The organism is Vallitalea sediminicola (assembly GCF_054408565.1).
On sequence record NZ_BTPT01000029.1, the window covers coordinates 26,309 to 40,148 of the forward strand.

The 13,840-nt window shown below is 30.3% G+C and carries 13 protein-coding genes; 6 read left to right on the forward strand and 7 right to left on the reverse strand.

All coding sequences use genetic code 11. The features are described from left to right. Positions 1 to 189: 189 nt before the first annotated feature. Complete coding sequence (locus ACX6CF_RS13265) at positions 190 to 1,770, forward strand: ArnT family glycosyltransferase (protein WP_458785819.1); 1,581 nt, start codon at positions 190 to 192, stop codon at positions 1,768 to 1,770. Here the strand turns inward: ACX6CF_RS13265 and ACX6CF_RS13270 are convergent. The 5 genes from ACX6CF_RS13270 to rffA all read right to left on the reverse strand — a co-directional run bounded on the left by ACX6CF_RS13270 (position 1,765) and on the right by rffA (position 6,729). Then, complete coding sequence (locus tag ACX6CF_RS13270; RefSeq protein ID WP_458785820.1) at positions 1,765 to 2,526, reverse strand: ABC transporter permease; 762 nt, start codon at positions 2,524 to 2,526, stop codon at positions 1,765 to 1,767. The genes ACX6CF_RS13265 and ACX6CF_RS13270 overlap by 6 nt on opposite strands. Next, positions 2,523 to 3,461, reverse strand: coding sequence for an ABC transporter substrate-binding protein (locus ACX6CF_RS13275; protein WP_458785821.1), 939 nt, complete (start codon positions 3,459 to 3,461; stop codon positions 2,523 to 2,525). The genes ACX6CF_RS13270 and ACX6CF_RS13275 overlap by 4 nt, the downstream gene beginning before the upstream one ends. A gap of 82 nt (positions 3,462 to 3,543) precedes the next feature. Then, positions 3,544 to 4,797 carry an ATP-grasp domain-containing protein gene (locus ACX6CF_RS13280; RefSeq protein ID WP_458785822.1) on the reverse strand — a complete coding sequence of 418 codons (1,254 nt, stop codon included), beginning with the start codon at positions 4,795 to 4,797 and terminating at the stop codon, positions 3,544 to 3,546. A gap of 35 nt (positions 4,798 to 4,832) precedes the next feature. Then, the gene (locus ACX6CF_RS13285) at positions 4,833 to 5,567 is read right to left on the reverse strand and encodes a glycosyltransferase (RefSeq protein ID WP_458785823.1); all 735 of its coding nucleotides are present in this window, start codon (positions 5,565 to 5,567) and stop codon (positions 4,833 to 4,835) included. Between the two features lie 19 nt (positions 5,568 to 5,586). After that, positions 5,587 to 6,729: a dTDP-4-amino-4,6-dideoxygalactose transaminase gene (gene rffA / locus ACX6CF_RS13290; protein WP_458785824.1), complete on the reverse strand. Its 1,143-nt coding sequence runs from the start codon at positions 6,727 to 6,729 to the stop codon at positions 5,587 to 5,589. 159 nt (positions 6,730 to 6,888) lie between these two features. On the opposite strand from rffA, the gene ACX6CF_RS13295 reads away from it, so the two are divergent. Beyond that, positions 6,889 to 7,107: a sulfurtransferase TusA family protein gene (locus ACX6CF_RS13295; RefSeq protein ID WP_458785825.1), complete on the forward strand. Its 219-nt coding sequence runs from the start codon at positions 6,889 to 6,891 to the stop codon at positions 7,105 to 7,107. On the opposite strand, the gene ACX6CF_RS13300 is transcribed toward ACX6CF_RS13295, so the two are convergent. After that, the gene (locus ACX6CF_RS13300) at positions 7,104 to 8,003 is read right to left on the reverse strand and encodes a LysR family transcriptional regulator (protein WP_458785826.1); all 900 of its coding nucleotides are present in this window, start codon (positions 8,001 to 8,003) and stop codon (positions 7,104 to 7,106) included. The genes ACX6CF_RS13295 and ACX6CF_RS13300 overlap by 4 nt on opposite strands. A gap of 472 nt (positions 8,004 to 8,475) precedes the next feature. Here ACX6CF_RS13300 and ACX6CF_RS13305 point away from each other — a divergent pair, with 472 nt between their 5' ends. The 4 genes from ACX6CF_RS13305 to ACX6CF_RS13320 all read left to right on the forward strand — a co-directional run bounded on the left by ACX6CF_RS13305 (position 8,476) and on the right by ACX6CF_RS13320 (position 11,550). Continuing rightward, complete coding sequence (locus ACX6CF_RS13305; protein ID WP_458785827.1) at positions 8,476 to 9,174, forward strand: YeeE/YedE thiosulfate transporter family protein; 699 nt, start codon at positions 8,476 to 8,478, stop codon at positions 9,172 to 9,174. A 90-nt stretch (positions 9,175 to 9,264) separates the two neighbouring features. Further along, a complete protein-coding gene (locus ACX6CF_RS13310) occupies positions 9,265 to 9,492 on the forward strand; it encodes a sulfurtransferase TusA family protein (protein ID WP_458785828.1) in 228 nt (75 codons plus the stop codon). A 40-nt stretch (positions 9,493 to 9,532) separates the two neighbouring features. Continuing rightward, a complete protein-coding gene (locus ACX6CF_RS13315; protein WP_458785829.1) occupies positions 9,533 to 10,090 on the forward strand; it encodes a YeeE/YedE thiosulfate transporter family protein in 558 nt (185 codons plus the stop codon). 218 nt (positions 10,091 to 10,308) lie between these two features. Continuing rightward, complete coding sequence (locus ACX6CF_RS13320; RefSeq protein ID WP_458785830.1) at positions 10,309 to 11,550, forward strand: FAD-dependent oxidoreductase; 1,242 nt, start codon at positions 10,309 to 10,311, stop codon at positions 11,548 to 11,550. A 381-nt stretch (positions 11,551 to 11,931) separates the two neighbouring features. Here the strand turns inward: ACX6CF_RS13320 and ACX6CF_RS13325 are convergent, their stop codons facing one another. Beyond that, positions 11,932 to 13,191: a Glu/Leu/Phe/Val family dehydrogenase gene (locus tag ACX6CF_RS13325; protein ID WP_458785831.1), complete on the reverse strand. Its 1,260-nt coding sequence runs from the start codon at positions 13,189 to 13,191 to the stop codon at positions 11,932 to 11,934. Positions 13,192 to 13,840 lie beyond the last annotated feature (649 nt).

Sequence of the window (13,840 nt, forward strand, 5' to 3'; positions counted from 1 at the left end):
TTTTTCTTATAAAGACAATTATACACTATTAAATTTTATGATGGTCATAAGTTTTACTGATATAGTATCTGATAGTTGAATAGGGTTGCTATATAGCATGTAATTTGGCTAGTTATTATGATATAATATAATAACTATGTGAAGAATAATACAAACTACTAAATTTTGTAATTATAAGGATTGATTGATATGATAAAATCAAAAAAATATTTTTTTTTAATTGCTGTGTATCTAATATTATACTTTATTATTAGCTTAAATTGTCTAGAAATTTTTCCCTTCATTCATTCTGATGAACCTTGGCTAAGCGGCTTAACAAGAAATATGATGGAAAGTAAATCAATCTATTGTACTGAAACATTTTTCAATATTTATCCTAGATTTCCTCACAGCATAAAAGTAATTTTTCATCTAATACAAATGCCTTTTATATTTGTATTCGGTTATAACATCTTTTCAGTCAGACTGATTTCTTTGATTTTTGGCATATTCACATTGATTCTTTTTTATGGTATATCCACTAAAATATTTAAAGATAATGTATACGCAGTATTGCTTACTATACTATTTAGTGTAAATATACAATTCATGTATGCTTCTCACTTTGCACGACAAGAGATTGTTATCCTGTTTTTCTTTATGCTTGGATTTTATCATTACTTATCACCAATTGGCAATAATAAAATAAATCCACATATTCTACTGGGACTCATAATCGGTTTATCTGTTGGTATTCATCCCAATAGTTTTGTTGTCGCTGTTGTTTTTGGGTTACTATATATAATTGATGTATTTTATAGATCTAAAAAAATCCGTCATCTACTAACACTAATCATGACAACTGGATTTACTGCATTAATATTTGTAATTCTAAGTTTTATTGGTGATTCTAATTTCATTACTCATTATACTAATTTTGGTGAAACCCTAGGGGTTAACTCTAGCTTTTTTGATAAAATATTAACAATTCCATATTATTACAAAAAGTTATATCAAGGTATAAGCGGTACTTATTACACGCCACCTATACAAGCTTACCTTATTATTTTTGGAATCATAACTGTTTCATCTATTCTATATTTATTAGTTAAATATTTTGGGGGTAAGAATAATACCAAAAAAGAAATATTTTCAAATATAACTATTATAAGATTGTTAACGTGTATTATTGGTATCAACGTAGGATTTATCATTATTGGTAGATATAATCAAACGAATATCATATTTATTTTTCCATTCTTCTATTTACTGACTTTTGCCTTGATATATAAGCTTGTAGATTATCGAAAACAGTTAATAATATGTTTTTTGGGAATATCAATTATTCTATCTTCTTATTATACATTAAAAGAGGTAAGGTTATATACTCACTATGATTATAACGTGTATTTAAATGACTTAAGTGTAATTCCTCCAGATGCAAAAACTCTAGGAAATCTCAATATGGAATTTTATTTTGATAATAATGAATTACTTGATTATAGAAATCTAACTTACCTAGAGGAAAATAATATGCCTTTTGCAGACTATATCTCTGCAAATGATATTGAGTATATCATCTACACTGAAGAACTGGATTACATTCACAGAAATCCTAAATGGAATGTTCTCTATGGAAAAGATTATTATTATGATGAAATGAACAAGTATATAGCAGAAAATTGTACCCTTATTCATGAGTTCAGCAACTCTTTATATGGTATAAGGATACCTAGATACATGATGGAATATGATTGGAAAGTGAAAATCTATAAGATAAATATTTTATGATAATAGTTCTCCACATTTCTTTTCCATTTTACCAAAGATTAAATCTTCCATAATCATACCAATAATAATTATGACAACTAGACCAGCATACATTCCAGGCGTATCCATATATACTCGTTTTTCAAAAATAAACCAGCCTAAACCGCCAAAGGGTCCAATTGCTCCAAATATCATTTCAGAACTGATAAGGGCTCTCCATGCTCTAGACCAACCAATCTTTAATCCAGATACTATATGAAGCAGGCTAAGAGGTATTAAAACATAATAAAAAATCTGCCAAATATTCATACCAAGATTCTTAGCAACTTCTATATATTCACTATCCACAGACCTAAACCCTGTTTTCATATTGATAGTCATTGGCCATAAAACAGAATGTACTATAATCACAAGAATCGCTTTTTCGCCAACACCAAACCAAATGATGACTAATGGAAGTAAAGCTATCCCCGGAAGAGGGTGGAGTATGCCAATAATCGTATCTAACAGACTACTGAAATTTTTGAAAAAGTAATCAAAGAAACTTAATAATACAGCTAGGACAATACCTATAACTAATCCTTTTAGAATAATAATGAAAGAAAATCCTACCTGTATTAATAAATCACCTTTAGTAATGCTTACACCCAATGATTTAATAATTTGCTCAATTGAAGGGAATATCTGTCTATCATATACGTTAGAATAATACGTGACTTCCCATATGATTATGAAAAATCCTATCCATAAAAATCGATGTATATATTTTTTTTTCATTCCCATATGACCTCTTCACTTTTATAGGATTTATTAAGATAGTCATTTCTTACCATGAAGTCTACAAATTTATCAACACCTTGAATCTCCGTAGCGTATTTCATACCTTCGTAATTAAGATAACCTTTCAACTTCTCTTTATCCATCTGATATAACTCTGATAAAACATCCATAGTTTCATCTTCATTATTAATCATGAAATCTATTGATTTATTAATAGCTTCAATTAGTGCAGAGTATTCCTCTTTGTCATTATTATAAAAATCCTCAGTACAAGCACCTGCTATGAAAGTAAATTCACTACCCATAGCTTCTTCACCAGTTATAACCATATGATTCTCTTCATTGGCTAATTCTTCAAATAAATAGGGTGGGGAAGTAAAATGTGCTTTTATATCTTGTTTTGCAGTAAGTGCTTGGAATCCATCTGGATGTTTCATAGAAACTAATTGATTGTCAAGAGCATCAGCTTTACCAAGTTCTCTCTCACAAGCCATAGCAAGTAATATATGTTGTATACTTCCAGGTTGTGGAAGAGCTATTTTATCTTTTATTGTAAAATCTTTAAGATTTTTTATATCAGCATCATATGTAACTAGACCAATGGGACAACTAGAAAGACCTGTCATCATTTTCCATTTCATACCATTATCAAGAGCTATGAGGAAAGGTGGAATTCCCATAAATCCTACATCCAGATCATCTGCAAGAACCGCTTCACGAATAGCTACTGTATTAGACAGTTTTACCCATTCTATCTTACTATCAGGAAGAGCCTCTTCTAGGAAACCTTTTTCCTTCATAATCTGAATAGGAGCATAAGCTAGACCGTATTGCTGGGCAATCTTAACGGTATTATCATGTTTTTTTCCACATGCTGTCATTAATAACATAATAACTAAGATTGTTGATAATAATGTTGATTTCACTTTCATTAGTATGTCATCCTTTCTATACTTAGTATTTATTAAAGTTTTTATTTGATATATAGTACAAGTAAGTCAGAAAAAGTCAATATTAATCAGTATAACGTTTATAATAATCTCGGTTTATAATTAAATTATTCCCTTGCTTATCAAGCATCAACATTTTTTTATATAAGTTGTCAACTTTTTTCTGGATATCTTGATTGGAGTTGCCTGTTACTATTACGTATCCTGCACGAACTGATGCATTTTCTATTGGTTTTATGAAATCTTTTTCTTTGTAGTTATAGTTCATATTATAAACACCTTCTAGGCGATTGATTTCATCTCTATTTGTTATTGATTCTACTGTGCCAGAGTTTGCAAAGAATAATTGTACGGTCAAATAGTTTTTGTTGTTTTCAATATCATAATCATCAAGAGGGAGGTAATCAATATCTTGCCCCATAGAAGAATCTATGACCATTTTCAAGATATCTACTCCTGTAATAAGTGGTATGAATTCGTCTTCATATGCACCACCGATTCTACAAGCTATTTCATTAACCTTTATTCCTTCATCACCAACGAATAGTTGAAAGTATATTGGTCCTTCACCAATTTTAAAGACATCTACTATCTTCTCCGTCAATTGAATAAATTCATCTTTATACTGTTTATAGTGCTTAGATGGAAATTCATGAGATGAACATATTCCTATATATTTATCATTATCAAAAGTTACACGATCAGTGATTGTCAACACTTTTGCTTGTCCATTTCTAACCCATCCGCTAATAGTTATTTCGTCATTTTTATAATAACTCTCCACTAAAATAGACTCTTCTCTGGAATGTTTGATAACATCATCAAAATGAAGTCTAACATCCTCAACTGTATTTAATTTGAATATACCTCTTTGTCCTTGAGAATCAAAAGGTTTTACCACTACAGGGAATTTTAATCCCTCTAACTGACTATCCTTGAAGTCTTTTTTTATGATTCTATAATCAGGAGTAGGTATACCTGCTTCTAAGAATTTTTCTTTCATAACTCGTTTATTGGTCACTGCATAAGCAGTATCTACAGATAAAAATTTTGGTAATCCAAGTTCATCAGCTACCTTGTTCACAATATATACAGGTTGATCTGTTCCTGTAGTCATAATGCCCTTTATCTTAGTATCTATAGCAACTTTCATGGTTTCTTCAAAATCAAAAGTACTTGCTAATCCACATTCATCTGCAATAAGTTTTCCCGGTGAATTCGTACAGTAATCAGTTACTACTACTTTATTTCCCAGTTCTTTTGCTCTTTTGATAGCATTTAGCTGAGCACCTGATGCCCCTAGTATCATTAACTTCATAATTCTTATCCTTTCGTTAGTAGGTCTTGTACTCGTTAATCCATTTTCAACACTTCTTCAATAATATATTGCGGCGTATTCTTCCTGCGTTTATTGAATATATTAATTCGGCTATAATATATTAATATATTCATGAATAACTTATATAATTTTCTAAAGTTATAATTAGATTCCCCATAAATTCTAGTATAGTAGGGAACATGTACATTACCTATGTTTTTGGTATGCTTAAGTATAGATGCCGATATATAAACATAGGGTAATTCTTCTTGGACAACTTTTCCTACAATATTTTTTTTCATAATGCGAAAAGAAGTCAGTTTAATGTTTTTTGGTTTATGAAGAATTATGTTGAACATTAATTCTTTTAATACAGTACCAAACCCTCTATAATTCTTATGAACTTTACTATCTGGTATACCATAGACTACATCATAACCTTGTTTTAATTCATTAAAAAGAATCATAATATCCTTGGGGCTATTTTGTAGATCGTCATCTATTGTAACATAATAATCTCCATTTCCATGTCTAAGTCCGCATAATAAAGCGTTTTGTTGTCCATAATTATGTTTTAGTTTTATACAAGATATGTGATTGTATTTTTCATATAAGCCTCTCATTATTTCATAACTATCATCTATGCTATAATCATCTACTATGATGATTTCATAATCCATGTCATTATCCATCATTGTTTTGATAATTTTTTCACAAACTTTTAGTATGGTTTTTCCACTATTGTATACAGGAATTATTATTGAAATCATGTTGATTCCTTTCTTAACATTATATTTGAATAATAGCTTTACTAATTGTTTGTTCCAGCTTGGACAATTGTTCTTCTGTCATATCAGCATATATAGGCAATCTTACTAGATTTCTGTATATATCCCGTTCATATGGGAAATCGTCTTCTTCATATCCTAGAGCCAACCCCATTGTACTTAAGTGTAGTGGGACAAAATGTCTATATGCCATGATATCATTATCTTTCAGCATATTCATAAATCCATCTGCATAAGTTTTATTCTTAAATATAATATAGAAGATATGAGCATTAAAAGCTTCTGACTCATTTCCTTTAGAATAAAAATGAATTTTATCTGATTTTATATTATCTAATATTTTAACGTATCCATTAAATATTTTAAGCCTTTTTCTGTGAATAACATCAACATTTTCTAGTTGTGAGTAAAGATATGCCATCAATAATTCTGATGGACAATAGCTAGAGCCAATATCCACCCATTGATAAAACTCTACGTTTTTATTGTTGAAATCTATTCGATTCGTTCCTTTTTGCCTAATATAATCAGCTCTTCTAATTAATCGTTCATCATCACTGTTAATGACAATGGCCCCACCTTCGCCAGATGAAACATTTTTGGTTTCATGAAAACTAAAACATCCAAAGTGTCCTATTGTTCCAAGTTGCCTTCCTTTATAGGTACTAAATAATCCTTGTGCAGCATCTTCTATAACATAAAGATCATGTTTATGAGCAATATTCATCACTTTGTCCATATCACAGGGATTACCTCCATAATGAACTACTATTATTGCTTTTGTAGACTGGGTTATTTTTTCTTCTATCTTAGATGTATCTATACATAGATTATCATGATTAATTTCAGTAAATACAATTTTTCCTCCATTAACTAAAACACTATTAGCTGTAGAAGGAAAAGTATAAGATGGCATAATAACCTCTTCGTCTTTTTTTATATCAATCAATTTCATTGCCAATTCAAGGGCATGAGTACAAGAAGTGGTCAATAATATATTTTTTGCTCCTAATTTATTTTCTAATAGTTTTTTACATTTACCAGTAAAATAACCATCTGCACCAATATTACCACTCTCTATTGCTTGTTCTACATATTCTATCGCCTTATTAGTATAATAAGGTTTGTTAAAAGGTATCTTCAATTGTAACCACCTCTAGTTAGCTATTAACGTAATTAAACCTATCTTTTATATATTTTGTTATTTTTTAGTATAAACGTCCCTTGTATTTTAGTTTATCCACAGTTATGATATAATTATTAACATATCAACCTGAAAAAACACAAGTAAAGGAGTTCGACAATGAATAAAATTGATTGTTTTGGGGATTTCTGTCCAATACCCTTATTAAAAGCTAAAAAGGAATTTAAAACCTTAAGCTCTGGAGAATCTTTTATGTTAGTTACAGATCACAGTTGTGTCGTAGAATCAATAAAAGAATATTTTAATAAATCAACTTGTACCTTTACGTGTGACGAGGTTTTTAACGGTGTTTGGGAAATTACTGTAACTAGGAATTAGCAAAAGCTCTTTTGACCTATTTCCATAAAATACTCAATTGATTGTTTTTGAGCTTTAGTGAGCTTGTTGAATTTTTTACTTATTAGAAATATTTCGTCATCCAGACTTACATCTTCTATTTCAATTACTTTAACTGTTTTTTCATACAACTCATGTTTTATGGACTCATACGGAACAAAAGCAAGCCCGTATCCATTACTTACCGCTAATTTCACAGCTCCGTCCGTAGCTACATTAAATATTATATTCAAATCGTCGAGATCTTTATTTATATTTTTTAATTCTTTTTTCAAGTTATGACTAATATGATTATTACTATTGCACATTATCATATCGTATTTTGTTAAATCCTCTAGTTTAATTTTGTCAGGAATGTTGTATTTACTCGGTGCTATCAGAACAATTTTCTCTTTTCCGATTGAATGCGTAAACAAATCATGTTCTTTATTAATATTACCATTAACAATGCCAAAATTACAAATATCATTCTGAACATCCGTAACTGTATCTTCCTTCGTACTGGCAATAAGTTCGTATTGATGGTTTGGATATTTCTTCTTTATCTTATATATAACACACGGTAAAGAATATGTAACTAACGCCCAAGTACCATTTATCCTTACTTTGTTATACTGTTTTAGGGTGGTTTCTAGTTCTTCCACCATAGTCTCATAGTTTCTGATAATATTAATAGAGTATTTTAAGACTATTTCTCCCATATCAGTGAGTTCAACACCCTTGTTACTTCTGTTTAACAGTTTATAACCAAAGTCTTCTTCAAGTTTTTGTATAAGCTGGCTAAGGGCTGATTGAGATATATGTGATTTTTTTGCAACTTTTGAAATACTTTTTTCAGATGCCACATCTTTAAAATACTTTAAGGATTCTAAATGCATATTATCCCTCCAAACTTTGTTATCAAATTAACTATCTTCTATATGCATAACTATAAAACAAACGAGAAAAAATTGCAATAAAATTTTAAATCTTATAAATACAATACGGTTCTACTATATATATTTTATACTTTATTTTAGCATATATAGAATTATTTATTAAATATTATGCTATCAAAATAATTAATACAGTATTAGCAAAGTATATATTCGATTTTATTAATTCTGTGATATCATAGGAATTGGGAAATTGTTAAAAACTCAACAATCTTATTAAATCTTTCTTATGATACAAGAAAGTTCTACTACAAGCATATGGAATAGAACAGTACTATATGCGCAAATGAAACTTTTCTTGTAAGTGAAATTAATTCATGAAGAGTAATAATAATTACTTTTTCGGATTAATTATAAGTGAATCAAGTATGTCACTTCAATGAAATTATACAATAATCATTAAGGAGTGTTTACCATGAGCGAAAATGGAACAACTTCTACAATTAGGAGAAGTTCATCTTCTCGTGCAGGATCAAGAAGAAGAAAACCTAAGAAGAATCAGATACCTATCGGTATTCTTGTTTTAATTTTTATTGCTGTTATTGGTGTTTTATTAGGCCTCAAAACTAATAACACATTATTATTCTGGATGACTGGAATATTATTTGGTTTTATCTTGCAGAAAGCAAGATTTTGCTTTACAGCCTCTATGCGTGACCCTTATTTAACAGGTAGTACAACTCTTACACGTGCTGTCTTAATAGCATTTGCTGTTACGACTATAGGCTTTACAGCAATCAAATATGGTTATTTCAAAAACGGTCTTCCAATTCCAGGAATGGGATATGTAGTACCAATTAGTCTTGCTACTGTTATTGGAGCATTTCTATTCGGTATTGGTATGGTTATTGCAGGAGGTTGTGCTTCTGGTACACTAATGCGTGTAGGTGAAGGCTTCTGGATGCAATTACTATCACTAGTATTTTTTGTTATCGGCTCATTTTGGGGCGCACATGATTTTGGATGGTGGAAACTGAATGTTATAAGTAAAGGTAAGGCAGTCTTTCTTCCTGATGTGTTCGGCTGGTTAGGCGCTATAATCATCCAATTACTGATCATATTGTTCCTATATATTGCAGCAGTTAAATATGAAAAAGCAAAAGCAGATAGTTAATTTAACGTCTCATAAAAAAATTCAAATTAAATAGAAATAATCTCTATTGTTAAAAATTAAACTATAAAATTTAAATAGGAGGATATTATTATGAATGAAGTTGTAATAGATTGTTTAGGAGAAGCTTGTCCAGTACCTTTAGTAAAAGGTCAAAATAAATTAAAAGAATTAGCTGTTGGTGATATTCTTATTATTCAAATAGACCATAGTTGTGCTATGAAAAATGTTCCTGAATGGGCACGTAAAGATGGACATAACGTTGAAGTTGAAGAAGTAGACGACGGCGAGTGGGAAGTAATCATTGAAAAAACTCACTAATCGTTAAATAAAAATTAATGCCTTATACGGAGGTGTCATTTTGAGTTCGTTTAAAGAATATTTTAATAAAGTAAGTAAAAATGAATTCTATAAAAAGTGGTTAAAAGATGCGTGGCCTTATGTAACAGGTGCTATCTTACTATCATTATTCCAAATTGTGACCTTAGCTACTTCTGGTAACCCTTGGGGTGTATCTGGTGTATTTGCAAATTGGGGCGCATGGATATATGAAGCAGTTGGTGGCAGCGTAGATAAATGGTATTACTTCAGTAGTGATGGAGCTCAATCTACACTAAATAATGGATTCCTAAATGATCCAGGTACTATGAGAAATCTTGGTATCATATTTGGTGCATTACTTGCAACACTACTCGCATCACAATTTAAATTCAAAAAAATCAAATCAAAGAAACAAGTATTCGCCGCAGTTATTGGTGGCTTACTAATGGGATACGGTGCTAGAATTGCATACGGATGTAACATCGGTGCACTATTCAGCGGAATAGCCTCACTATCACTATCAGGCTGGGTCTTCGCAATTGCCATGTTCTTCGGCGCCATTGTCGGCAGTAAATTACTTGTAAAATATTTTATGTAACAAACGGCTTAAACATTTTAGTTCATGTTCTGATTAGGAAAAATCTGTGGGTTTTAGATTTTTTCTAATCAGTTACTTGAACTTATGTTTCAACGTTTGTTTCCTTATTAATAATAGGCTTAAACGTTTGTTTCCTTATTAATAATAGGCTAAACGTTTGTTTCCTTATTAATATTAACTTTAATTTTAGTTACATCAAATTAAATGGAGGATTGGTCATGCCAAGAGAAAAACGTATTGAAAATTATGATGTTGTTGTTATTGGCGGTGGAGCAGCTGGTCTTACTGCTGCGATTTATTCAGCTAGAGCTAGACTAAGTACTCTTCTTATAGAAAAAGCTTTAGTAGGAGGACTCGCTACTTATACTAATGAAATAGAAAACTACCCTGGATTTCCAAACAGCCCTAAAGGTGAGGAAATCACTAATCAGATGAAAAAACAAGCTGAAAAAATGGGTGTAAAATTCAAGTTAACTGATGTTAAGAGTGTAAGTCTTGAAGGTGAAGAAAAAGTTGTTGAAACATTTAGAAATAAATTCATCGCAAAATCAGTTGTTCTTGCTACAGGTGGTCGTCCAAGAGTAACAAAAGCAAAAAACGAAGAAAATTACTTGTTCGATAAAGGTATTTCCTTCTGTGCTACATGTGACGCCGCTGCTAATACTGGTAAAGACGTAGTTGTTATAGGTAGCGGTGACGCTGCTATAGAAGAAGGAATGTTCTTAACTAAATTCGCTAATAAAGTTATTGTATCAGTTATGCATGATGAAGGAATCATGGATTGTAATGAAATAGCTAAAGAAGCTGCTCTAAAAAATCCTAAAATGGAATTTATCTGGAATACTATTACAGATTCTTTTGAAGGTGATGAACATCTTGACACTGTAGTACTTAAAAATCTTAAGACAGGTGAAAATGTACCAGTAAAATGTGATAATTGTTTTGAATTCATTGGTTATATACCTAACACTGAGATTTTTAAAGAACAGATAAATCTTACTAAACAAGGTTACATTCTTACAAATGATAAAATGCAGACAAATATTGAAGGTGTTTTCGCTTGTGGAGATGTTAGAGAAAAATGGTTAAAACAAGTAGCAACAGCTGTTGGTGACGGAGCGATTGCTGGTTTTGCAGCAGAGAAATACATAGCAGAAAACGAAGCATTCAATACTGTCATAATGCAAAAAGAAAAACCTGGTTTAACTTATATTTACAACGCCATTGATAATGATTCAAGAGAATTCTTGACAGATATAGAAAAAATCGAAAACTTTTTTGGTGATAAAATAGCTGTTAACAGAGTAGACGTATATAAATCAACTGGGATTTCAGATAGATTAGGCATAAAAGAATTCCCTTCAGCAGTTATTACTAAAGATGGTAAAGTATATGAAAAACATGTAAAAGATTTTAGTGAAGAAACACTAGTTCATGCTTTGAACAGCGCTCTTAACTAATACCACTATGTAACTAATAACATTTTTTTAAAATTAATCCTTATTATATAATAAAAGTGTTAAGTCACTTAAATGATTGCAAATAAAAACGAGCAAAAGCACTAAGTTACGTCTTGGTGCTTTTACTCGTTTACTACTAATTATAATACTATTTATAAAGTAAGTATTAGTCACAGTTATTAGTAGTTAATTTTAAGGAAGACTATATCTATTACTAAAATTTAACTATGGAACGGTTCAAATAATTCTTCATCAATCAATCTATGAGTACAATTATCTAGGGTATTAAACTAATACTTTTCATTAGATGAATTCATATTTTAACGTGTCCTCAGAACAGTTAATGCATAAACCATTGCTACATCGTTCCTTAGTTAATTATTAGAACCAACCTCTAAGCCTCATTGGCATTGCAAGGCTCTTTATAGCTACTAAATAAGCAGCTTTTCTCATATCAACTTTTCTTTCTTCCATAACATTTACAACTTTAACAAAAGCATCTACCATTTTTACTTCTTGTTTTTCTTGTACTTCGTCAAAACGCCAATAGTAATTATGTAGGTTCTGAACCCACTCAAAATATGAAACAATAACTCCACCAGAGTTAGCTAGTATGTCAGGTATTATAAATATTCCTTTTTCTAACAAATAATCTTCTGCTTCTGGAGTTGTTGGACCATTAGCACCTTCAGCTATAATCTTAGCTTTGATTTCTTTGGCGGTGCTACTTGTAATTGAATTCTCAAGTGCACATGGCGCAAAACCATCACATTCTATTCCAAATATTCTTTCTCTCTCTAATTCTTCACATTCACCAGTATATCCAGTGATCAATTTATTTTCTGTTGTATATTTCATAATATCATTAACATCTAAACCATCTTCATTATATAAGCAACATGAAACATCTGATACAGCAACTACTTTAGCTCCAAAAGCTTGAGCATACATTGCAGCGTAGCTTCCAACATTTCCAAACCCTTGAACTGCAATTTTCATATCTTTTATGTTCATACCTTTGTGTTTAGCAGCTTCTCTCATCATAAGCATAACGCCATAACCAGTAGCTTCTGTTCTTGCTAGACATCCACCAAATTCAACAGGTTTTCCTGTAAATGAAGCTGGTAATGTTTGACCAACACCTCTTAAGCTTGAATATTCATCAACCATCCATGCCATTGTTTGACCATTAGTATTAACATCTGGTGCTGGAATATCTCTTCTTTCTCCAATTATTGGAGCTATAGCTCTTACATATCCTCTTGATAATCTTTCAAGTTCTCTTTTTGAAAGTACTGTAGGATCAACGATAACTCCGCCTTTTGCGCCACCATATGGTAAACCTACAACCCCACATTTGAAAGTCATCCAAGTAGCTAACGCTTTAACTTCATCTTTTGTTACTCCAGGATGAAAACGAATACCGCCTTTAGTAGGACCAGATGCATCGTTATGTTGAACACGATATCCAGTAAATAGTTTTGTTGTTCCATCATCCATTTTTACAGGAATAGTAACCTCTAAAACTTTTTCAGGCTGACTTAATAACTCGTATACTGCATCTTCTTCTCCTAGTGCATCGCATGCTTCTTTTAACTGTTTCTGTGCAATCTTAAAAGGATTAAGCGTTTTTTCTGACATATACTTATGCCTCCCAATCTTAAATAAAATTTTCGATACCTATTATCCATTATTGAACTAATATTATGAAAACAGTTCAATCAGATCATATTTTAGCTACAAAAAGAGAAAATAAATTAGTAATTTTTAATTTGCGACTCTCTTTTTGAAGTTAAAAACTTATGTATTATTTAAGCAAATTACAGGGTATAATTATAGTCCTTGATTGAATATAACTCTCTCTATTCGTATATTAACATTATATTTATTTTTTGTGTATATCATGAATTAAATTGCTTGGTTAATATATCAATTTTATTATTTGCTTTATTTAATTAAGTTATTAACCATATTTTGTTTTTTTATTTAAGTAAAATATATCTACTTAATTAGACTTATTATCTTTTAAAAATAAAAAATTTTATCTTTTTAAATCGAAGTATGTTAATGATTTATTTTAATTTTTCTGTTATAATAGAAAAGTAGACTATGTTTATCCTGCAAAAGAAAAGGTCAGACTTTTGCAAACATATTGAAACAAGGGGATTAGCTTTATATTTTAAACTCTATATTTAATATCAATTAAGTTATAAAAATATATATTTCAATTAAAAAAAAATTGTTATTTTAGTAGAAAATCTGTAATTTATAATTTCCTTGTTAAAATATA